Consider the following 22,085-nt stretch of genomic DNA (forward strand, 5'->3'; position numbering starts at 1 on the left):
AACCCGGACCTTAGCCGGGCCGGGTCCTGCATATATCCCACAAAGGGAAACCAATGGGTGCAAATCACCTATGATTTTTATCATGGCCTCCCCCTTCCCACCCCGCCCCATCTTTCTCTTAAATAGCTTAATTTTGCGGCTGAAATCTATTTCTCATGCAACTCAGCGAACAAGAAATCGTACGGCGCCAGAAACTTGCCCAATTGCGGGAATTGGGGATTGATCCCTACCCTGCCGCCCAGTACCATGTGGATACCTATTCCCGGGAAATCCAGGAAACCTATGCCGAAGGGCAGAAGGTTACGGTGGCCGGAAGGCTGATGTCCCGACGCATTCAGGGGAAGGCGTCGTTTGCCGAGTTACAGGACAGCACGGGACGCGTACAACTCTATTTCAACCGGGATGAAATATGCCCGGGGGAAGACAAAACCCTCTACAACGAGGTCTACAAAAAATTGCTCGACATCGGGGATTTTATTGGGATTGAGGGGGAACTATTCACCACCCAGGTGGGGGAACGGACCATCATGGTACGCCACTTTACACTGCTGAGCAAATCCCTGAGACCCCTGCCCCTGCCCAAAACAGATGCAGACGGCAAGGTGTACGACCAGTTCAATGACCCCGAACTCCGCTACCGGATGCGCTATGTGGACCTGGTGGTAAATCCTCAGGTAAAGGAAACCTTCGAGAAACGGACCCGGATTACCAATACCATCCGTACCTTTTTCAATGAGATGGGGTACCTGGAGGTGGAGACCCCTATCCTGCAGCCCATTCCTGGGGGTGCCACAGCCCGCCCTTTCGTGACCCACCACAATGCCCTGAACATACCGCTCTACCTGAGAATAGCGAATGAACTCTATCTCAAGAGGCTTATCGTGGGGGGGTTCGAAGGCGTATATGAGTTTGCCAAGGACTTCCGCAACGAGGGGATGGACCGCACCCACAACCCCGAGTTCACTGTCATGGAACTCTATGTGGCCTACAAGGACTACCACTGGATGATGGAAACCACCGAACGGCTGCTGGAGCAGGTAGCCCTGGAGGCCAATGGCAGTACCCGGGTAAACGCCTGGGGACAATCCATCGAATTTAAGGCTCCCTATCCCCGTGTCCCCATCCTGGAGGCCATTAAGGAACATACCGGATACGATGTGGCCGGGATGAACGAGGCCCAACTGCGGGAAATAGCCCGGAAGCTCGACCTGGAAGTGGACGATTCCATGGGTGTAGGCAAACTCATCGACCAGATCTTCGGAGAGTGCTGCGAACACCATTATGTGCAACCCACTTTCATTATAGACTACCCCGTGGAAATGAGCCCCCTTACCAAGGCGCACCGCTCCAAACCCGGGCTTACCGAACGTTTCGAATTGCTGGTGAACGGCAAGGAAATCGCCAACGCCTATTCGGAGCTGAATGACCCCATAGACCAGCGGGAACGCTTCGAGGACCAGCTCCGGCTTTCCGAAAAAGGGGACGACGAAGCCATGTTTATAGACCAGGATTTCCTGAGGGCCCTCGAGTTCGGGATGCCCCCAACTTCCGGGATCGGAATCGGGATTGACCGCCTGGTGATGCTGCTGACCGATAACGCTTCCATCCAGGAAGTCCTCTTTTTCCCGCAGATGAAACCCGAGGCCAAACCCGTGGAACTCAGCGAGGAGGAAAAGGCGGTCATGGCCCTGCTGAAACCCGTGGGCGAAATGGACCTTTCCGAACTCAAGGAGAAAACAGGCCTGAGCAATAAAAAATGGGATAAGGCTACCAAAGCGCTGAGCAAGAAAGGTCTGTTCCAGGTCGAAAATACCGAAGCTGGCCTAATAGCAAAACTCAAAGGCTGAGGTACCGCCCGAACACAGGATGGTTTTTCAGCAGCGTCGGGAGTTTTCCTTTCCAGCTAAGCCCCTCTACTTCTTCTTCCAACGGGTTATGCCAATCGTAGAAGGCGTATTCGTATACCGGGATTTTAACCCCTAACAGTTTGAGGGTCCCTGAGGCCTTGCCCTGGGGCCTGAAATCGGATATGGCCTGTTCCAGGGCTGCGACCATTTCGTCCCGGCTGTACGTCTGCGGCAGATATATTTCAAGGAGTTCAAGCACCTGGGCATTTCCCGCCAGCCCGTTGTAGAACACATGGGGAAGCAATTTTTCGATAGCCTTCCTGGGTTTTCCCTGCCCGTAGTACACACGGGCATAAAGGGTGGCGGTAAAAATCTCATTGGCCGAAAGCTCATTTCCGCAAAAGTGCTGATAGGGGTATACCTTGTCGTACTGGTACACGTAAGCAGCCGCCTGGTCATAATCTTCGAGTTCCAGATAGAGTTCCGCCAGGTGACCCGCGCTGCGGTTCTTATACAGTGCGTATTGCTCCATTATCCCCCCATAAGGCTCGTATTCGTCAAAATCGGAGCGCATAATGGCTTTGAAGGCGGCGATTGCCTGGTCCGGTTTGCCCAGCTCCCGGAGCAGGCAGGCCCTGTTGAATTCGGCCCGGGGACGAAATTCGGAACCCGGGTAGGTTTCCATAAACCGTTCAAAACCCATAAGAGCAGTCCAATACTCCCCGTCGTAATAGGCGGTTACCAGGTCGTCGAACCATGTTTCCTCGGTGCGGGTACCCTCTTGGGCCCAGGTGTATGCACCTGTAAACCCCATCAGTAGAATCCAAAAATATTTCATAGTACCAGGGTGTTGGTTTACCCCAATATGCCAGTAAAAACAGGACACCACCACCAGAAATGAGGGAAAGCCCACCCCGGGTTAGGGAACCCCACCGGGTTGCTGCCAATCCAAAAAAAAGAGTAGCTTAGAGGGCCTAAAACCGATCCATGGAGCGACCCAAAATGATCGGGCTCCTGGCAGGGCCCCTCCTTTTCCTGATTTTAATGGTATTGCCGGGCGACCTGGTGTCGGCCGATGGAGACAGGGTCCTTGCTGTGGCTGCATGGATGGTCCTCTGGTGGATTACCGAGGCCGTATCCATTTCGGTGACCGCCCTGCTGCCCCTGCTGCTCTTCCCCTTGCTGGGGGTCATGGACCTGCCCGATGTGGGCGCCAATTACGGAAGCCCCATCATCTTCCTGTTCTTCGGGGGTTTTGTCCTGGCCCTGGCCCTTGAAAAGGTCAACCTGCACAAACGCATTGCCCTGACCATTATTAACCGCACCGGAACGGGCCCGCAGCGGGTGATCCTGGGGTTTATGATTGCAACGGCTTCCCTGTCTATGTGGATCAGTAACACGGCCAGTACGGTGGTGATGCTGCCCATAGCCCTCTCAGTAATCGGGCTGCTGGTGGACGACGCCGATGGTTTTACCAAAAAGGACCGGAATTTTGCCCTGAGTGTTATGCTGGGGATTGCCTTCTCGGCCAATGCCGGGGGAATCGCCACCGTCATTGGCACCCCACCCAATTCGGTACTGATCGGGTTGCTGGAAAACGAATACCAGATTGAAATCTCCTTCCTGCGCTGGATGACTATTGGCCTTCCTATTTCGGTGATCCTGATCGGGGTCTCCTACCTGGTGCTGGTCAAGTGGATGTTTCCCTGCAAAGGGCTCCAATTTGCTGCCTCCCGGGACGTTATCAAAAACGAATTGAAAAAACTGGGGCCCCCGGACGGCAAGGAAAAACGGGTGATGCTCATTTTCGGCATTACCATCTTCCTCTGGATCTTCCGCACCCTGATCAACCACCTGATCCCGGGGCTGGGACTGACCGATACGGCCATTAGTATGTTTGGCGCCCTTCTGCTCTTTACCTGGCCCTACCGTTGGGGCAGGGGGGAATTTATCCTGGAGTGGACAGATACCACCCGCCTGGCCTGGGGTATCCTGATGCTCTTTGGGGGTGGGTTGGCGCTGGCGCGCGGCATGTCGGCCAGCGGGCTGGTAGACCTGGTATCTGCGGCCATCGCCAGCAGCGAAATTAGCGTGTTGCTCACCGCCGTATTGCTAATTGCCCTCATGCTCTTTATGACCGAACTGATGAGCAACGTGGCCCTTGTGGCTGTATTGGCCCCAGTGGTAGCCGGAATAGCCATGGGCCTGGAGATCCCTATCCTTTACCTGCTTATTCCGGTAACTATCGCCAGTAGTTGTGCCTTTATGCTCCCTATGGCGACCCCGCCAAACGCAATTGTCTTTGCCAGCGGGTATATCCGGGTACACCAGATGGCCCGGGTGGGGTTTGTCCTGAACCTTATTTCCATCCTCCTGCTGGTCCTGGTATTCCAGTTTGTGGTGCCGCTCCTATTCTAAACACAAAACCCTTGCGGAACAAGGGTTTTGCAGCTGACTAATTCAAATAACTGACAGAAATGAGAAAATGCTGTCACTCGGAAAGTTCAATGCCCTAACTGGCATCGCTTCAATACTATAGACGGCAGTTCCCCGGCATTGTTACAGGATTCCCTATGAATTAACGTTTATTTATCGTTTCCGGAACCCGGGCATAAAAACCCCGTATAGGACCATAGGTGCCCTTTTTCGGATAAACGGTAAAAAGACCCGAAAATAGGGCCTTGCACGATCCCGATTTTACCACAGGCATCCTCCTTTTAACCACACGGAACCCGTTTTTGACAACATTTCGCCACACCTCACCTCTTGTGCTGCTATCTTTATTCCTATCAAAACCCCCGAATATCATGAACACCTACAAAATCAAAAGCCTGCTGTATCTGGTCCTTTTTGCGATCAGTGCCGTTATCTATTACCACGTCATCCCGGATAGCGCTAAGGAACACCAGAGTAAAAACACTCCTGTCCTGGCCGAGGCAGATTCCCCGGTTAAAGCGGAGCAGGCCCTCTGACCCCTCCGTGTTAATTCTATGCCAAAACCCCTGTATCGGATTAAACGATCAGGGGTTTTTCGATTCTTAAGGGTATAATCTTAAAATCGTAAACATGATGAAAAAAGCATTAATGGCCGTAATGGTTCTGGCCGGATTGGGCCTGAACGCCCAAAGGGGCCCGGGTCCGGGCCACGGAAACCACCCCGGAAAGGAAATGAGTGCCGAACAGGCTGCCACCCTCCACAGCAAGCGGATGACCCTGGCCCTGGGCCTGGATGATCGTCAGCAAAAAGAAGTCAAGGCCCTGCTGGAAACCGAGTTTCAATGGCGGAAAGAAACCCATGAAGCCCGCAAGGCAAACCGGGACTCTACGGCGAAGGCCGATCCCGAAGCACGGTATGCCCATATGAACGCCCGGCTGGACCACAGGATTGCCTTTGAGCGCGACCTGAAGGAAATCCTGTCGGAGGCCCAATTCGACCAATGGAAGAAACACCAGCACCGGAAAAAAGGCCGTAAAGAACACCGGCGCCAAAAGGGGCATCACGGTAAATAAGACAGGGCATTGCCCTGTTTTTTTATACGATTTCCCATGCCTATGCGTTTAACCCAAAAGGCTACCTATGAAATCGTTAACCGCTTTTTTGTTTTTTATCCTGCTTGTTTTCAGCACCCATGACCTGTGGGCCCAGCAACAGGGACGTGGTAAGGGTACCCCAACTGCCACGGAGAACCGGGTAAAGGGAAAGGAAACCCAGAAAGAGTCCCGCCGCAGCTCCGAAGGGGATAAAAAGGGAAAGAAAGACAAGGACAAAGACCGGGACAAGGACAAGGACCGCGATAAAGACAAAGACCGGGACAAAGACAAAGACCGGGACAAGGACAAGGACCGGGACAAAGACAAAGACCGGGACAAGGATAACGATAAGGACGATTTGGAGGATGTTTTCTCCGAAGCACCCTCAGACCCCTCCGAGTTGCGTGCAGTCGAAGAAAGCCAGCGTTTGGCCCGGCAATACGGCATTGAAACCGACAAAGACAAGCGCGAATTACTAAAGGCCTGCAAGAAATACTACAAAGCCCGGGCACTGCTCACCCGCCAATACCCGGACAAGAAAGCAAGGGCCCAGAAGGACCGTGCTGAAATCCTCGAAAAAGAATACAGTAGGGAATTGCGCAAAATACTCCCGCAATCCTGATCTTAGCTCAGACCGCGAGGACCTCGGCCGCTGCCGCTATGGTAAAGTCCAGATCCTCATAGCTGAGGGCATCGTTCAGGAAGTAACTCTCGAAAGCACTTGGAGGCAGGTAAACACCGCGGTCCAGCAACCCGTGGAAATAGGCCTTGAAAGAAGGGTTGTTACCGCTCGCTGCCGTTTCAAAATCCGTTACGGGAACCTCCGTGAAGTGCACCGAAATCATGGAACCAAACCGGTTGATCTGGTACGGGCGCCCGGTTGCAGAAAGCACCTGGTCCAGGCCTTGGTGCAGGTAGGCCGTTTTCTCTCCAAGGCGGGTGAAGACTTCCGGGTCGGCCTCTATGCTGCGGAGCATGGCCAGGCCGGCACTCATGGCCAGCGGGTTGCCACTCAGGGTCCCCGCCTGGTAAACCGGCCCTTCAGGGGCCAGGCAGGACATGATTTCCGCAGAAGCCGCGAAGGCGCCTACAGGCAAACCTCCCCCAATGACCTTTCCGAAGGTGACCAGGTCGGCACGGACACCAGTGACTTCCTGTGCCCCGCCCCGGCCCAGGCGGAAACCGGTCATTACCTCATCGAAAATAAGGAGGATCCCCTGGTCGGAACACCGCTCGCGCAGGCCTTCCAGAAATCCCGCCTCGGGCGGGATACAACCCATATTCCCCGCTACAGGTTCGAGGATTATGGCTGCAATGGTGCCTTTATTGGCGTCCAGGAGGGCATCCACGCTCTCCAGGTCGTTGTACCGGGCCAAGAGGGTATCTTTTGCGGTACCCGCGGTTACCCCGGGGCTGTTGGGGCTCCCGAAGGTTACGGCCCCGCTGCCGGCCTGGATCAGGAAGGCGTCGGCATGGCCGTGATAGCACCCGGCAAACTTGATGATCTTATCGCGCCCCGTATACCCGCGGGCCAAACGGATGGCACTCATACAGGCCTCCGTTCCGCTGTTTACAAACCGGATCTTGTCGATGTTGGGCACCATGGAAACGGCCAATTGGGCCAGCTCGGTTTCCAGGGCGGTGGGAATCCCGAAGGAGGTCCCCTTTCTGGCCCGCACTACAACCGCTTCCAGGACCGCCTCATGGGCATGACCGAAAAGCAGTGGCCCCCAGGATGCGATATAATCGACATACCGGTTGCCATCCTCATCCCAGAAATAAGCCCCTTTGGCTTCCTTTACAAAAACCGGGGTCCCCCCTACCGCCTTAAATGCCCGCACCGGGGAGTTAACCCCTCCGGGCAATACCTGGTTGGCCTCCTGAAACAAGGCACTGCTTCGCTGGTAGCGCATATTATCTTCTGGTGTTTTCGGGTTTTACCTTCAACAGCTGGCCTACGGATATAAGGTTGCTGTCCAATTCATTGAGCCGCATGAGTTCGTCCACCGTCATACGGTACCGGCGCGAAATCCCGTAGAGGGTATCGCCGGCCTGCACCCGGTGCATCTCGTATTCCCCGGCGGCACTGGCAATAAGCGACCCGCGGCCTGGCCGGCCGAGTACCTCCTCGTCGTAGCGGTAGAGTTGGTACCGTTCAATAATCTGGATGAGTTTTTGGGGGTATTTCCGGTCTGTGGCATAGCCCGCAGCTTTGAGACCCCTGGCCCAGGCCTTGTAATCGTCCTGGTCCAGGTCAAAAAGCGCAGCATAGCGGGAACGGGTGGTCAGGAACAGGCTATGGTCCCGGAAGGAGTACATCGGGTGGTTGTATTTGCGGAAACATTCCCCCCGTTCATCATCGTCGTGGCGTTCGTAATCCCCTTCCCACCCGGTATGGCACTTGATGCCGAAGTGGTTGTTCGTCTTGCGCGTGAGCTCACCTTTTCCAAAGCCGCTTTCCAGCAAGCCCTGGGCCAGGGTTATACTCGCAGGGATGCCGTAGGTGCGCATCTCGGATTTGGCCACATCGGAAAACATCCGGATGTAGTGCTCCGGGGAATTGGCAGAGACAAAAACAAAGCGTCCGGGGTCCTCCGGCATGGGATATGCGCCCTGGGAAGCCTCCTTTGTTGCAGGGGATTCGGTTTTGACATTTTGGGCCAAACTCCGCTTCTTGCTTCCGCAACCGGCAAGCAACCCTCCCAGGAGCAACCCGCAAATCAGCATCCTTTTCATAGTAGCAACAAAGGTAAGTTCTTTTTCTGCAATTTCTGGTTCATCCCGCGGAGGCCCTGCATCCCCCCGGTGTGGATGAGCAGTACCCGGCTCCCTTCCCGAATACGCCCTGACCGTATATCCTCCAGCACGCCGAAAACCATTTTCCCTGTATAAACCGGGTCCAGGGGGATTCCAGTGCGCTCCCTGAATGCGTTGATGAATTCGACCAGCTGCGTATCTATCCGGGCATACCCGCCGAACCGATCGTCCTGGATAAGGATCCAGTTTTCCGGGGTTCCCCAGAGGCGAAGTTCCGTCTCCAGTCCGGGGGCTTTCAGGGCACTGTACCCCAGGATGCGCTGGCCCGGGCCAGCGGCACGGGACAAGCCGGCAAGAGTACCCCCCGTCCCCACCGGGCAGCCAATCAGGTCGTAATCGGAATCCCCGGGCTGCAGGATTTCCTCGCACCCTTTGAGGGCCAGGGCATTGGTCCCCCCCTCCGGAAGCAGGTACGCCGGGCCAAAACGCTCCAAACAGGATTCCCGGAACCCAGGGTCGTTTCTCCGGGCGTATTGGCCGCGGGAAAGGAAATGAAGCTGCATCCCCCATGCGCTGGCGTCGGAAAGGGTGGGGTTTAAAGGGGCCCGGGCCAGTTCTTCCCCCCGGATAAGCCCGATGGTTTCCATTCCCGCTGCTGCGCCTGCAGCTGCAACGGCGTGGATATGGTTGGAGAAGGCGCCCCCGAAGGTAAGCAGACGGTTAAAGCCCCTGGCCTTGGCCTCCAGGAGGTTGTATTTGAGTTTTCGGTATTTATTGCCGGAAACCTCAGGGAAAAGCAAGTCTTCCCTTCGGATAGAAAGGGTAACCCCGCGGGCTGTGGCTTCGTCCAGTTGTACCGGGTCAGTCCTGGCTTTCAACAGGGTAGATGTGCCTTAGTCAGATACGAAAGGAATTGGTAGGGCCTGCGGCTACCCAGGTAATCCCTGTCCCGTTCCCGGGCATAGGCCTCCCTTTCGAAGGATATATTCCGGTATGCCTTGTAGAAACTAAAGTATACCAGGCTTCGCAACAACCACTCCACCAGGTACCAGAGGTAGAAAAACACCACCAGCAATTCGGCTTGCTGCCGGAGGTGGATCCGCTCGTGATTGATCAGCACGGCATCCTGACGCAAGGCCGGCGACCTTAGAAATATAAAGGGCCATAGGGTAAGGCCTACATAATTCCGATAAAAGAAGTGCTTGAAAACTAATATCATAGCTGTCAGTGGGGAACACCTAAACAAATATAGCAGTTTTCCGGTAGGCCGGGGCAACGGGGTCGCCGGGGCGTATTGAAATTAAGCCTTGATGCCTATTTTTGCAGAAAAAGGGACTATGAAGCGCAACCCGCCCCTGGAAGAAGGGGATTTTTACTGGAGCGAGTCCGGTTACCGGGTATTTACCGAGCAATACCTGCTCAAAAGGGGCTATTGTTGCGAGAGTGGTTGCCGGCATTGCCCCTATGGCTTTAATGTTAAAACCGGGCAAAAAATGTAGGGTATTCGGCATGATTTTTGTTATCTTTTAAAATGGATTCTCAAAAACCGTATTGCTATGAAACCCCTCCACAAACCCTTACTTTTTATCGCCTTTATAGCCCTGCTGGGCAGTAGTTGCACCTCTGTGCGCGTCCTCTCGGATTACGACCGTACGGCAAACTTCGACCAGTACCGCAGCTACGCCTTTTACAAAACCGGCATAGACAAGGCCCAGATATCCGACCTGGACAAAAAACGCATCCTCAGGGCCATAGAAACCGAAATGGGTACCCGGGGGTTTGTGAAATCCGAACAACCGGATTTGCTGGTGAGTATTTTCACTACCGAAAAAGAGCGCGTGGACATCTACAACAACAACCTGGCCTGGGGATGGGGCTGGGGCTGGGGTTGGGGTTGGGGACCCTACTGGGGCGGCGCAGGCTGGTGGGGGCCGAATGTCAGCACCCGTACCGAAGGCGCCCTCTACATAGACCTCATCGATGCCCAAACGCGGGAGCTCATCTGGCAGGGCCGGGGAACCGGCTCCCTGAACTACGGGACCAACGTAGACAAGAAAGAGGAGCGGATCCGGGAATTTGTGAGTCGTATCCTCTCCCAATACCCGCCGGATGCCCTGGTATCCAACTAATGTATCCAAACCCTGCCCCGAGCAGGGTTTGCGCTTTAATACGGCCTTATAATTCGTATCTTTAAGGGACGCAAAACACCTGGTATGTCTTACGAAAGCAACCCCATCCTGGACCGGCTCCCAAAACATCTGAGGCAGTATATCAAACCGCAGGACTACGAAGACTACAGCCCGGTAGACCAGGCCGTCTGGCGGTATGTGATGCGCAAGAACACCGATTACCTCAGCCGTGTAGCCCACCCTTCCTACCTGCCCGGGCTGGCCAAAACAGGTATTACCGTAGACCGGATCCCCAACATGTATGGCATGAACCGGATCCTGAAAGAAATCGGGTGGGCGGCTGTGGCGGTAGATGGGTTTATCCCACCCGCCGCCTTTATGGAATTCCAGGCATACAATGTACTGGTCATTGCTTCGGATATCCGGCAACTGGACCACATCGAATACACCCCGGCCCCGGACATCATCCATGAAGGCGCCGGGCACGCCCCCATCATAGCCAACCCGGAATACGCAGAATACCTCCGGCGCTTCGGGGAGATTGGGTGCAAGGCCATTTCCAGTGCCAAGGACTACGAGCTTTATGAGGCGGTCCGCCACCTCTCCATTATCAAGGAGGCACCGGGGACCCTTCCGGAAGCCATCCGCCAGGCAGAAGAAAAAATTGAATACCTCCAGGAAAATATGGGCCCGCCCAGCGAGATGGCACTGATCCGGAACCTGCACTGGTGGACGGTGGAATACGGGCTAATCGGCACCCTGGATTCCCCGCGGATTTACGGGGCAGGGCTGTTGTCTTCCATTGGCGAAAGCAGCTGGTGCATGACCGGCCAGGTTCGGAAAATCCCATACTCCATAGAAGCCGCCCACACGCCCTTCGACATCACCAAACCGCAGCCGCAATTGTTTGTAACACCTGATTTTGCGTACCTCAGCCAGGTGCTGGAAGAATTCGCCAATACGATGGGGCTTCGCAAAGGAGGGCTGAAAGGCCTTGAGAAGCTGATAGAATCCCGGGCCCTGGGTACGGTGGAACTCAGCACGGGCCTGCAGGTATCGGGGGTGTTTTCCCGCGCGATCTCCCACGAGGGGAAGCCGGTATACCTGCAAACCTCCGGGCCTACCGCCCTGGCCTATCGGGAAAAAGAACTCATCGGCCATGGCACCGCTTCCCACCCGGATGGTTTCGGTTCCCCTGTAGGCAAATTAAAAGGGATCAACCTGGCCATAGAAGACATGAGCCCGAGGGACCTGAAGGCCTACAATATTTACGAGGGGGAGAAGGTAACGTTGGAGTTTGTGGGGGGAATTACCATAGAGGGACGGATCGTGACCGGTACCCGGAACCTGCGGGGTGAAATTATCCTGATCACCTTCGAGGATTGCCGGGTAAGGCATGGGGATGAGGTCCTCTTCGAACCCCAATGGGGCCTCTACAATATGGCGGTGGGCCAGCATATCCGCTCTGCCTTCAACGGCCCGGCGGACCTGGGGAGCTTCGACCTGGTCAGCCACGTCCCGGAGGAAAAGACCATCAAGGTAGGAAAAGACCCTGCCAGACAGACGCTCGAACAACTCTACGGGCAGGTGCGCGACTTCCGGGAAGGCACCAACACCACCATCTCCCGAAACAAAGTACTCAAGGTGCTTCGGGAGGAATTTCCGAGGGATTGGCTGTTGGCGGTGGAACTCTATGAACTGGCCAAAGGGGAGAAGGACCGCGACTTTGCGGCAGAGATCCTGGAGCACCTGGAACAGGTGAAGCAAAACCGGCCCGAGGTGGGCCACCTGATAGACGACGGTATTGCCCTTGCACGGGGCGAGACGGTTACTTACTAAACCAGCGATGTGTATCCGGGGTATCGGATAACTGAATAATAGGGGCGCGCCGGACGGGAAGATACTGGATAGGGACCCGTTTCCCATCCCGCAGCACCACTAATTCCACTTCCTTGGTCGTGCTGCCCATATAGATGCTTCTGGAAACCACCCGGTCGCCCTCGCGCAGCCCGGTGGCGTAGGCCACAGAGGCGGTATCCACGGACTGGACCCGCGCCCGGTCCGGGTCAAACTCAAACCCAAGGTCAAACACCTCAGCTCCTATGGTATATTCCAGGCCCAGGGATGTAAACAGGTCTTCCAGGGGCAGGGGGACGCCCTGTTCGATATGCGCCTCCAAAAACGGGGCCAGGTCCTCTACCAGGTAAGGCCGGGCCTTTTCCAGGAACAATCCGGCATTTAGGCGGGCCCCGGAGCGGCGGACTTCCTCCAGCAGGTCCCGCATCAGGTTATCCAGGCTTTTCTTTATATCGCTAACGGCCCGGATCTGCTGGTCCAGGTAAAAGGCAAAGAGCATCCCACGCCGGTACGGCAGTTTCTCATAATCCCGGCTACCCCAGAAAGTTTCGTAGGTGATGGCGCTGTTGGGCTCCCCCCGTACCGGGGAAGTTTCCAGCAGGCGGATGGTTTCGTTCAGGTATTCGATAAAGTACCCCCAGTCCTTTCCCCCTATGCCATTGCTGGCGATGTTCTTTACGGTGTAGTATTCGGTGAACCCCTCACTGAACCAGTACTGGGCCTCCTCCGATTCGTTTTCTATGGTATGCCCGATCCAGTTGTGCATCAGTTCATGGTTAAACAAGTAGAGCAGCTGGTCCAGTTCGGTTTCCATGTTATTGGAAACGGAAGTGGCAAAGGAGTTTGTAAGCCCGGTACCCTGGAAACTGGAACCGCGCTCCTGGGGGTAGGGCCGCATGGTAACCGTGAAATACTCCTGGCTGTGGTCGTCCCAGAACCTGCGCTGTGCGCGAACCGTCTGGCTGAGGACATTCATAACCTCCTGGTCTGTAAAGGGCACCCATTGGCCCCGCGTCGCTAAATGGAGGGCATTCCCTTCTATGGTATCGGTGTAGATGCGGAAATCCCCACCGGTGAAGATGGCGCTGTGAAAGCGCGCAACAGTGAGGACCCCGAGATTCTGCTCCTTCTGGTTGCTTCCAAAACTGTTATGCACCACTTCCGGGTGCTCCCAACCACGCCAACGCAGCCGGAAATGTACAGGAGTCTCCGGCTCGGCATCGAGGTGGGCGGGCATCATAAACAGGTTGTGGGAGAATACATGGAAATAGTCAGGGGTCACATGCGGGCGGTAACTCTTGTCCGGGTCGCCACTGGCCGTGGCGCTGTCCTGGACTACCTTGTAGCTTAGATAGACCTGCTCCCCCGGGCGGGTCCGTTTCACTTCCACGCGGTTACTATCTGCCAGGACCACTACCTCCCCATTCCCTTCCAGCAGTCGTACATCCCGGATATGCCGGAACATATCGGTCTCCCCCCAGGCATTGTTCTGGTAGGCAACAGGGCTTACCTCCCCTTCAGGGGCCTCAAAAGCCATTCGAACCTCCAGGGCCGGACGGCCCTCGTGGGTCGATTTTACAATTTCATAGACCACCTCCGGGGTGGTTTCGCGCTGGCAGGATAGGGCAAGGACCAGGAATAGCCCGGCAATGCCCCAGTTCAATCGGGTAAGAATCATGCGTTGGTTTTAAACACCTAAGAGACGGCAGAATGGGTCGAATGTTTCAACCCTAAGAAGAAAAATCCATGTGCGGGAACTCGGCCTGCAGGGTTTCCCGCTGCCCTTCCAGCTTCTGCAGGAAAGCCCGATGCCCTTCCGATTGGGGATTAAGGGGGCGGTGTGCGAGGCCTTTGCGAAGCGCCTCCACCCGATCCATTACAGGTTGGGCTGCCGGGCTTACCCAGGCCTCCCTGAAGCGGTCCCAAATGTGTTGAACCGCCACGGCACTGGGGTGTGCCAGGTCTTCTGCGTAAAAGCGGTAATCCCGCAATTCATCCACCAGGAGCTCATAGGCCGGAAAATAATGGGCCCCATGGGCTTCCAGCACCTGATGGATGGCTGTGACCAGGTGGGCCTTGGAGCGCTGGTTTTCCACAATCCCATCGCGCAGGTGGCGCACGGGGGACACCGTCAGAATGGGTGTGACCTGTGGATTTGCTTCCTTAAGGGTGCCCAGGAGGGTGTCCAGGATCCCGGCGATGGCCGACACCCCGGCAAGTTCCTTGCTGAAATACCCCGAGGGTTGCTTATGACAATTGGCCACCAGGATACCCGATTCCCGGTGCCGGTAGCCCCAGGCCGTACCCAGGGTAACCACCACATGGGTGGCGGAACGGAGTGCGGTTGCCAGGGTCTGAAGGGAGCCGTTTAGCCGTTCCAGGGCATTGCCTGCATCCGGATGTGCCAGGCTCCCGTGGGCCGCATAGCAGCGCCACAGGCCCTGATGCTCAAAAAGATCATCTCCGGTAAAAGGGCGGTGTTCCAGAGCACGGGTGACCAGGCCTGCCAGGGGCTGCGGATGGAAAATAACCCCGAAAGGGTTGGTCCACTGCCGGAACTGAAAATACCTGAGGTGCTCTCCCATATGGGCTGCAAAACAAGAGCCCATCAGCAACACCCCACTGTGGTAGTCGATGGGAGCCGGTACTTTGGAAATCGGTATTTCGGTAGACCATTTCATGGGCGCGTCAGGTATCAGCCTTGTGGGAGGAAACCGGAAGCCGCATCAAGGGCAGCAGGGATCCCCTGGGGGTCCTTTCCTCCGGCCGTGGCAAAGAAGGGCTGCCCGCCCCCGCCACCTCGGATGTGTTTACCCAGGTCCCGGACAATGGCACCGGCGTTAAGCCCGGATGCAGCGGCCAGGTCCTTGGAAATATAGCAGGTTAACAGTGCCTTCCCGTCCTGTTCCGACGCCAGCAGCAAAAAGAGGTCCTGGTACTGTTGGCCCAGTTCAAAGGCCAGGTCCTTCATGCCCCCGGCATCCAGATCTACTTGGCGCGCTAGGAAATGCACGCCGTTGCGCTTGGAGATTTCCCGCAGGAGCTCAGTTTTCAAATTGCCTGCTTTCTCCCTTTTGAGCGCTTCCACCTCTTTTTTCAGGCGGTTATTTTCCTGTTGCAGTCCTTCCACGGCCTCCACCGGGTCCTTGGGGTTTTTCAGAAGGTGGCGGATTTCCTCCAGGGCCTTATCCCGGTCGTCGAAATAGGCCTTTACTGCATCCGAAGTAATGGCTTCGATACGACGTATACCTGCAGCGATGGCACTTTCGGAAACAATCTTGAAGTGCCAGATATCCCCGGTACGCGCCACATGGGTCCCCCCGCATAGCTCTATGGACTCCCCAAACCGGATGGTGCGGACCGAGTCCCCGTACTTTTCCCCGAACAGGGCCATGGCTCCCTCGGCCATAGCCTCGGCAATGGGCACCCCGCGGTGCTCTACCAGGGGGAGGTCTTCATCGATCCGGGCATTGACAAAATCCTCAACCTGCCGCAGCTCCTCCTCCGTGAGTTTCGCGAAATGGGAAAAATCGAAGCGCAGGTACTTGGAGTGTACCGCAGACCCTTTCTGTTCCACATGCTCCCCTAAAACCGTGCGCAGGGCCTGGTGGAGCAGGTGGGTGGCGGTATGGTTGCGGGCCGTCCGCTGCCGCTGTTGGCGGTCCACCACAGCATTAAAGGAGGCAGATGGATCCTTGGGCAGGGCCTTTACCATATGCAGGATTTCGTTGTTTTCCCTGAGGGTATCCAACACATAGGTGACGTCCCCGTTGGGGGCTTCCAAATACCCCTTGTCCCCTACCTGCCCACCGCCTTCCGGATAAAAGGGCGTGCGGTTGAGCACCACCTGGAAGCGGACTCCTTCTTTCTTGGTTTCCACCTTGCGGTACTTCACCAACCGTACAGATTCCTGCAACTGGTCGTACCCCAGGAATTCGGTGCCCTCGCCCGGGTGTACGGCCACCCAGTCGTCCCGGGAAATTTCCGAGGCCGCCTTAGAACGATTTTTCTGTGCCTGCATGGCGCGGTCAAAACCGGCTTCATCCAATTCATAACCCCGCTCCCTGAGGATAAGGGAGGTGAGATCTATAGGGAAACCAAAGGTGTCGTAGAGCTCAAAGGCGCGTGCGCCATCTACCAGTTTGCCCTGGGTTTCGCCCAGGATATGGTCCAGGCGGACCAGCCCCTGCTCGAGGGTTTTCAAAAAGGAAAGTTCCTCCTCCCGGACTACGTTTTCAATGAGTTGGCGCTGATGCCCCAGCTCCGGAAAAGCCTCCCCCATAACACGGCCCAATACCTGTACCAGGCGGAACATAAAGGGTTCACTGGCCCCGAGGAAGGTAAACCCGTACCGGATGGCCCGGCGCAGGATACGCCGGATCACATAGCCGGCCCCGGTATTCCCGGGCAGTTGGCCGTCTGCGATGGCAAAGGAAACGGCGCGGATGTGGTCGGCAATGACCCTCAGGGCAATGTCGGTATCTTCCGATTGCCCGTATTTGGACCCCGTAATGGTTTCAATTTCGCGGATGAGGGGCACAAAAAGGTCTGTGTCGTAGTTGGATCGTACCCCCTGCAGGACCATACAGAGGCGTTCGAAGCCCATGCCCGTATCGATATGCTTCTCCGGCAGGGCCTCCAAGCGGCCGTCTGCCTTGCGGTTGTACTGGATAAATACCAGGTTCCAGATTTCCACCACCTCCGGGTGGTCCTGGTTGACCAGCGATGCGCCTGGTACTTTGGCCCGCTCTTCATCCGGGCGGATATCCACGTGGATTTCCGAGCACGGCCCGCAGGGACCCTGGTCCCCCATTTCCCAGAAATTGTCCTTTTTGGAGCCCGGCAGGATACGCGCCTCGGGAATCACATCTTTCCAGAGGGCATATGCTTCTTCGTCCCGGTCAAGGGCATCGGCATCGGAGCTCCCCTCAAATATGGTCACATAGAGCCGCTCCGGGTCTATCCCGCAGGTTTTGGTAAGGAATTCCCAGGACCAGGCGATGGTTTCCTTTTTGAAATAATCCCCGAAACTCCAGTTCCCGAGCATCTCGAAAAACGTATGGTGGTAGGTGTCGCGACCCACCTCTTCCAGGTCGTTGTGCTTCCCGCTCACCCGGAGGCACTTCTGGGTGTCTGCCACCCGCCGGTCGGCCGGAGTGGAAATCCCCAGGAAATACTCTTTGAAAGGGTTCATCCCGGCATTGGTAAACAGCAGGGTGGGGTCGTCCTTGTTCACCAGGGGTGCGGAAGGGACAATCCGGTGGCCCCTGGCCTGGAAAAAGTCCAAAAACTGCGTTCTTATCTCTCTGGAAGTCATACCAAAAGCTGGGGTTATATTACGCTTTGATTATCCAAACAATTTTTATCTTTGTTGGATACCGCTTGTAAACGGTGCAAAAATAGGACAAAATCCCGTCATGACTAAGGTTAAGTACTACTACGACCCGGATACGCTCTCCTATCGGAAGATCGAACCGAAAAAATCGCGAAAGTACCGGAATATTACCCTATTCCTCCTGGGTTCTGCCCTTTTCGGCTTTATGGGGCTTATGCTGCTGCTCAACACCAACCTGCTGAACACCCCCAAGGAACTCGCCCTTCAACGGGAAGTCAACAACTTCGAACTGCGTTTTGAACTGCTCAACCGGAAAATGGACCAGATGGAGCAGGTCCTGGCCAATATCGAGGACCGGGACAACAACATTTACCGGCTTTATTTTGAGGCCAACCCCATCCCGGAGGAACAGCGGCGGGCAGGTTTCGGGGGCGTCAACCGCTACAAGGACCTGGAAGGGTTCAACAACAGCGAGATGATTAAGGCCACCACCCGCCGGATGGAAATCATACAAAAACAAATGGTCATCCAATCCAAATCCCTGGATGAGATTACCAAACTGGCTGCGGAGAAAGAAAGCCTCCTGGCCGCTATCCCCGCCATACAACCTGTCAACAATGAGGACCTTACCCGGATGGCCTCCGGTTACGGATGGCGTTCAGACCCCTTTACCAAAGCGCGGAAAATGCATTGGGGCATGGACTTTACCGCCCCCAGGGGCACCCCCATTTACGCCTCCGGCGACGGGCAGGTGGTCCGGGCAGACAACTATGCATCCGGCTATGGCAAGCACATCCGCATAGACCACGGCTACGGCTACCTGACCGTTTACGCCCACCTGAGCAAATACAATGTGAAGAAGGGGCAACGGGTGAAGCGGGGCGACCTCATTGGCTTTGTAGGGAGTACCGGCCGTTCCGAGGCCCCCCACCTGCACTACGAGGTCTGGAAGGACGGCAACAAGATTAACCCTATCAACTTCTACTACGGCAGCCTTACCGCCGAGGAGTTCGAGAATATGCTGAAGATAGCCACCCAGGAAAACCAATCGCTTGACTAATGATCGTAGAGCTGCCCGAGAAACGGTATTACGGAATTGGCGAAGTGGCGCGTGCCTTTAACGTGAACACCTCCCTGATCCGTTTCTGGGAAAAGGAATTCGATGTTTTGCAGCCCAAGAAGAACGCCAAGGGGAACCGGAAATTTACCCCGGCAGACATCAAGAACCTGGAGCTGATCTACCACCTGGTCAAGGAACGGGGCTTTACCCTGGACGGGGCCAAACTCCACCTGAAGGAAAACCGCCAGAAAACCCTCGACACCTTCGAAATTATCCGCAAACTGGAGCGGGTAAAGGCAGAGCTTATCAAGATCAAGGACCAGCTCTGAGCAGCAGGGTTCTTGTAACATTTTGGCGCGCTTCGCGACCTATTACCGCTAACCATTAATCCTTAATAACCATGAAAAAAGGACTTGTCGCTTTAGTAATCCTCGGGATAATTGTCTTTTTGGGCGTAATCCTGGGTGGGTGGTACATCCGTACCAACAACGTATTGGTGGACATGAAAGGCCAGGCCACCAAGCAATGGGCCAACGTAGAGAGCTCCTACCAAAGACGAAGCGACCTGATTGGCAACCTGGTCAAAACCGTCCAGGGGGCGGCAGATTTTGAACGGGAGACCCTAACGGAAGTCATCGAGGCCCGGGCCAAGGCCACTTCCACCACCATAGATGCCAATAACCTGGACGCCGGGAGCCTGGCGGCCTTCCAGGAAGCCCAGGCAGGACTCTCCTCTGCCCTTTCCAGACTTCTGGTCACCGTAGAGCGCTACCCGGAACTGAAGGCAAACCAGAACTTCCTTGAGCTGCAAACTCAGCTGGAGAGTACGGAGAACCGCATCAATGTGGAGCGCAACCGCTTTAACGACCTGGCCGGGGAATACAATATCAAGATCCAGAAAATCCCGACAAACATCATCGCCTCCATTGCCAATTTCGAACCCATGGCCCTGTTTGCCTCCAACCCCGGTGCGGAAAATGCGCCAGAGGTGAACTTTGAATTCGACTAAGGCCGATGTCCAGGGTTGAAGCCTTCCTGACGGCAGAAGAAGAGGCCGAGGTTGTCCGGGCCATCCAGGAGGCGGAGCGGGACACCTCCGGCGAGATCCGCGTGCACCTGGAGCACACCGACCGGGGCAACCCCCAGAAGCGGGCCGAGGCCCTCTTCCACCTCCTTAAAATGGACAACACCCGGGAGCGGAACGGGGTACTGCTCTACATCGCTGTGAAGGACCACCATTTTGTGATCCTGGGAGACAAGGGAATAGACCGTGTAGTCCCCGAGGGCTTCTGGGATGGCACCCGGGATGTGATCCAGGACCATTTCCGGCGCGGTGCTTTCAAGGATGGCATTATTGCGGGTATCCGCTCGGCAGGCCAGGAGCTCAAGGCGCATTTCCCCTGGCACCCGGAAGACGTAAACGAACTAGACGATGGGATTTCCAGGAGTTAGAAAAGCATTGGTGACTGCAGCGGTGTTGCTGTTTTGCAGCACAGGGCTCCTGGCGCAGTTCCGGATTCCTGAAAAACCCACCGGTTCCGGCCAAACCAGCCTTTACGACTATATTGGGTTGCTATCCCAGACCCAGCAACGGCAACTCGAACAGAAACTTATCCGGTATTCCGATTCCACCTCCACCCAGATCGTGATTGCCATAATCGGTAGCACCGAAGGGGAGAATATCCAATATCTGGGGGCCCAATGGGGACATGCCTGGGGCATCGGGCAGGAAGATGAAGACAACGGCATCCTGGTCCTGTTGGCCAGGGAAGACCGCCGGTTGGCGATCAATACAGGCTATGGGGTGGAAGAATTCCTGACGGACGCCCAGTCCAGGCGCATCATTGAACGGGTCATTATCCCGGAATTCAAGAAAGGGGATTATTACGCCGGGCTCGACAAGGGTACCGATGCCATTTTCCAGACCCTCACCGGACAGTTCCAGGCCGGGGAAAAACCAGCCGAGTTTCCGTTCCGGGCCTTGCTGCCCCTGATCTTCTTTATCGTCATCGTCATTATCCTGGCCTCCCGCAACAAACGGGGCGGCGGCAGGGGTGGCCGCAAACGCGGCCTCGACCTGTGGGATGTCATCATCCTCAGTAATATGGGGCGGTCCGGGTCTTCCGGAGGGGGCTTCGGCAGTGGCGGGTTCGGAGGAGGAGGCTTCTCGGGCGGCTTTGGCGGCGGCGGTTTCGGCGGCGGTGGTGCCTCCGGGGGGTGGTAACCCTTATTTCTTCCGCATAAAAATATCCATGGGGACCCCGGTAAAGTCGAAATGTTTCCGGAGTTGGTTCTCCAGGAATCGCTTATACGGGTCCTTCACATACTGGGGCAGGTTGCAGAAAAAGGCAAACTGCGGGTATGGGGTTGGAAGTTGGGTGATATACTTGATCTTGACGTACTTCCCCTTGGCGGAAGGCGGAGGCTGCCGCTCGATGATAGGCAGCAGCACATCGTTAAGTTTGCGGGTTGGGATTCGCCTTTTCCGGTTTTCATAGACCGTAACCGCGGTTTCGATAGCCTTAAAGATGCGCTGTTTGTTCAGTACGGAAATAAACAGAATCGGCACGTCGGTAAAGGGGGCAATGGCTTCATGGATTTTCCGCGTGTACGTTTTCACGGAAGCCGTATCCTTATCTACCAGGTCCCATTTATTCACCAGAATCACAATCCCTTTGTGGTTGCGCTGCGCCAGCCAGAAAATATTCTGGACCTGCCCGTCGAAGCCTCGGGTGGCATCGACCAGCAAGAGGCAAACATCCGAATGCTCAATGGTGCGGACCGACCGCATTACCGAGTAGAATTCCAGGTCTTCTTTTACCTTCGACTTGCGGCGGATCCCCGCCGTATCGACCAGGTTGAATTCAAACCCGAAACGGTTGTACCGCGTATCGATGCTGTCTCGCGTGGTACCGGCAATGTCGGTAACGATATACCGCTCCTCCCCGATGAGGGCATTGATAAAGGAGGATTTTCCCGCATTGGGGCGCCCCACCACTGCAAAGCGCGGCAGGTTTTCTTCCCGCTTCGGTTTTTCGGGCAGCACCTCTACCAGGGCATCGAGCAGGTCCCCGGTTCCGCTGCCATTGATACTGGATACGGGGTAGTATTCCCCCAGCCCCAGCGCATAGAATTCCACAGCATCCTCCAACCGGGAGTTATTGTCGACCTTGTTGACCACGAGGAATACCGGTTTCTCTACCTTCCGCAGCAGGGTCGCCACTTCTTCGTCCATACCCGTTACCCCGGCCTCGGCATCAACCATAAAAATGATAGCATCTGCCTCGGCGATGGCTAGTTCCACCTGCTTATCGATCTCCTTTTCGAAGATATCGTCGCTGCCCACCACGTAGCCGCCGGTATCGATCAGCGAAAATTCCCGGCCATTCCAGTCGGACTTACCGTAGTGACGGTCCCGGGTTACCCCGCTGACGGCATCCACAATGGCTTCACGCCTCTGGATCATCCGGTTAAAAAAGGTGGACTTGCCCACGTTGGGCCGTCCTACTATGGCAACAATGGCAGACATAGGCTTGCTTCAGGCTGCAAAGGTAGTCTATTGGCGGGAA

22 protein-coding genes are annotated in these 22,085 nt (G+C 55.8%); 13 read left to right on the forward strand and 9 right to left on the reverse strand.

The annotated features are described in order from the left end of the window. The first annotated feature begins 155 nt into the window (after positions 1–155). Positions 156–1,847 carry a lysine--tRNA ligase gene (lysS, locus tag CA832_RS00070; protein ID WP_088339525.1) on the forward strand — a complete coding sequence of 564 codons (1,692 nt, stop codon included), beginning with the start codon at positions 156–158 and terminating at the stop codon, positions 1,845–1,847. On the opposite strand, the gene CA832_RS00075 is transcribed toward lysS, so the two are convergent. Beyond that, positions 1,837–2,685, reverse strand: coding sequence for a tetratricopeptide repeat protein (locus CA832_RS00075; RefSeq protein WP_088339526.1), 849 nt, complete (start codon positions 2,683–2,685; stop codon positions 1,837–1,839). The two genes, lysS and CA832_RS00075, sit on opposite strands and share 11 nt — an antisense overlap. Before the next feature lie 149 nt (positions 2,686–2,834). Between CA832_RS00075 and CA832_RS00080 the strand changes: the two genes are divergently transcribed. The 4 genes from CA832_RS00080 to CA832_RS15080 all read left to right on the forward strand — a co-directional run bounded on the left by CA832_RS00080 (position 2,835) and on the right by CA832_RS15080 (position 6,000). Then, positions 2,835–4,265, forward strand: coding sequence for an SLC13 family permease (locus CA832_RS00080; RefSeq protein WP_088339527.1), 1,431 nt, complete (start codon positions 2,835–2,837; stop codon positions 4,263–4,265). Positions 4,266–4,654: 389 nt separating this feature from the next. Beyond that, positions 4,655–4,819, forward strand: coding sequence for a hypothetical protein (locus CA832_RS14970; RefSeq protein ID WP_158211858.1), 165 nt, complete (start codon positions 4,655–4,657; stop codon positions 4,817–4,819). A 97-nt stretch (positions 4,820–4,916) separates the two neighbouring features. After that, positions 4,917–5,357 carry a hypothetical protein gene (locus tag CA832_RS00090; protein WP_143542313.1) on the forward strand — a complete coding sequence of 147 codons (441 nt, stop codon included), beginning with the start codon at positions 4,917–4,919 and terminating at the stop codon, positions 5,355–5,357. Between the two features lie 67 nt (positions 5,358–5,424). Continuing rightward, positions 5,425–6,000 carry a hypothetical protein gene (locus CA832_RS15080; RefSeq protein WP_088339530.1) on the forward strand — a complete coding sequence of 192 codons (576 nt, stop codon included), beginning with the start codon at positions 5,425–5,427 and terminating at the stop codon, positions 5,998–6,000. A gap of 7 nt (positions 6,001–6,007) precedes the next feature. On the opposite strand, the gene hemL is transcribed toward CA832_RS15080, so the two are convergent. The 4 genes from hemL to CA832_RS00115 are packed head-to-tail and all read right to left on the reverse strand — an operon-like array spanning position 6,008 to position 9,270. After that, positions 6,008–7,291, reverse strand: a complete 1,284-nt coding sequence (hemL, locus tag CA832_RS00100) for a glutamate-1-semialdehyde 2,1-aminomutase (RefSeq protein WP_088339531.1) — start codon at positions 7,289–7,291, stop codon at positions 6,008–6,010. A gap of 1 nt (position 7,292) precedes the next feature. Then, on the reverse strand, positions 7,293–8,114 hold the full coding sequence (locus CA832_RS00105; RefSeq protein WP_088339532.1) for a glucosaminidase domain-containing protein: 822 nt from the start codon (positions 8,112–8,114) through the stop codon (positions 7,293–7,295). Continuing rightward, a complete protein-coding gene (locus CA832_RS00110) occupies positions 8,111–9,013 on the reverse strand; it encodes a 1-aminocyclopropane-1-carboxylate deaminase/D-cysteine desulfhydrase (protein WP_198944423.1) in 903 nt (300 codons plus the stop codon). The genes CA832_RS00105 and CA832_RS00110 overlap by 4 nt, the downstream gene beginning before the upstream one ends. Next, a complete protein-coding gene (locus tag CA832_RS00115) occupies positions 9,010–9,270 on the reverse strand; it encodes a hypothetical protein (RefSeq protein ID WP_317042250.1) in 261 nt (86 codons plus the stop codon). Before CA832_RS00115 ends, CA832_RS00110 begins: the two co-directional genes overlap by 4 nt. Before the next feature lie 202 nt (positions 9,271–9,472). On the opposite strand from CA832_RS00115, the gene CA832_RS14905 reads away from it, so the two are divergent. From CA832_RS14905 to CA832_RS00125, 3 genes are all read left to right on the forward strand, one after another. Continuing rightward, complete coding sequence (locus CA832_RS14905) at positions 9,473–9,634, forward strand: DUF5522 domain-containing protein (RefSeq protein WP_158211893.1); 162 nt, start codon at positions 9,473–9,475, stop codon at positions 9,632–9,634. A gap of 57 nt (positions 9,635–9,691) precedes the next feature. Further along, positions 9,692–10,264 carry a DUF4136 domain-containing protein gene (locus tag CA832_RS00120; RefSeq protein ID WP_088339534.1) on the forward strand — a complete coding sequence of 191 codons (573 nt, stop codon included), beginning with the start codon at positions 9,692–9,694 and terminating at the stop codon, positions 10,262–10,264. Between the two features lie 84 nt (positions 10,265–10,348). Then, the gene (locus CA832_RS00125; RefSeq protein WP_088339535.1) at positions 10,349–12,103 is read left to right on the forward strand and encodes an aromatic amino acid hydroxylase; all 1,755 of its coding nucleotides are present in this window, start codon (positions 10,349–10,351) and stop codon (positions 12,101–12,103) included. Here CA832_RS00125 and CA832_RS00130 read toward each other — a convergent pair. The 3 genes from CA832_RS00130 to alaS are packed head-to-tail and all read right to left on the reverse strand — an operon-like array spanning position 12,093 to position 17,438. Further along, positions 12,093–13,799 (reverse strand): M61 metallopeptidase family protein, encoded by a 1,707-nt coding sequence (locus CA832_RS00130; protein WP_088339536.1) that lies wholly within the window; start codon positions 13,797–13,799, stop codon positions 12,093–12,095. The genes CA832_RS00125 and CA832_RS00130 overlap by 11 nt on opposite strands. A 52-nt stretch (positions 13,800–13,851) precedes the next feature. Beyond that, a complete protein-coding gene (locus CA832_RS00135) occupies positions 13,852–14,802 on the reverse strand; it encodes a GSCFA domain-containing protein (RefSeq protein WP_088339537.1) in 951 nt (316 codons plus the stop codon). 14 nt (positions 14,803–14,816) lie between these two features. Continuing rightward, positions 14,817–17,438: an alanine--tRNA ligase gene (alaS, locus tag CA832_RS00140; RefSeq protein WP_088339538.1), complete on the reverse strand. Its 2,622-nt coding sequence runs from the start codon at positions 17,436–17,438 to the stop codon at positions 14,817–14,819. Between the two features lie 100 nt (positions 17,439–17,538). Here alaS and CA832_RS00145 point away from each other — a divergent pair, with 100 nt between their 5' ends. From CA832_RS00145 to CA832_RS00165, 5 genes are all read left to right on the forward strand, one after another. After that, positions 17,539–18,516 carry a M23 family metallopeptidase gene (locus CA832_RS00145; protein ID WP_088339539.1) on the forward strand — a complete coding sequence of 326 codons (978 nt, stop codon included), beginning with the start codon at positions 17,539–17,541 and terminating at the stop codon, positions 18,514–18,516. After that, on the forward strand, positions 18,516–18,845 hold the full coding sequence (locus tag CA832_RS00150; protein ID WP_088339540.1) for a MerR family transcriptional regulator: 330 nt from the start codon (positions 18,516–18,518) through the stop codon (positions 18,843–18,845). Before CA832_RS00145 ends, CA832_RS00150 begins: the two co-directional genes overlap by 1 nt. A 71-nt stretch (positions 18,846–18,916) precedes the next feature. Further along, positions 18,917–19,525, forward strand: coding sequence for a LemA family protein (locus tag CA832_RS00155; protein WP_088339541.1), 609 nt, complete (start codon positions 18,917–18,919; stop codon positions 19,523–19,525). A 5-nt stretch (positions 19,526–19,530) separates the two neighbouring features. After that, complete coding sequence (locus tag CA832_RS00160) at positions 19,531–19,968, forward strand: TPM domain-containing protein (protein WP_088339542.1); 438 nt, start codon at positions 19,531–19,533, stop codon at positions 19,966–19,968. Beyond that, positions 19,949–20,740 carry a TPM domain-containing protein gene (locus tag CA832_RS00165; protein WP_088339543.1) on the forward strand — a complete coding sequence of 264 codons (792 nt, stop codon included), beginning with the start codon at positions 19,949–19,951 and terminating at the stop codon, positions 20,738–20,740. Before CA832_RS00160 ends, CA832_RS00165 begins: the two co-directional genes overlap by 20 nt. A 3-nt stretch (positions 20,741–20,743) precedes the next feature. Here the strand turns inward: CA832_RS00165 and der are convergent, their stop codons facing one another. Further along, complete coding sequence (der, locus tag CA832_RS00170) at positions 20,744–22,045, reverse strand: ribosome biogenesis GTPase Der (RefSeq protein ID WP_088339544.1); 1,302 nt, start codon at positions 22,043–22,045, stop codon at positions 20,744–20,746. Between the last annotated feature and the right edge of the window lie 40 nt (positions 22,046–22,085).

It is taken from the genome of Robiginitalea sediminis, from assembly GCF_002198115.1.
Classification (GTDB): domain Bacteria; phylum Bacteroidota; class Bacteroidia; order Flavobacteriales; family Flavobacteriaceae; genus Robiginitalea; species Robiginitalea sediminis.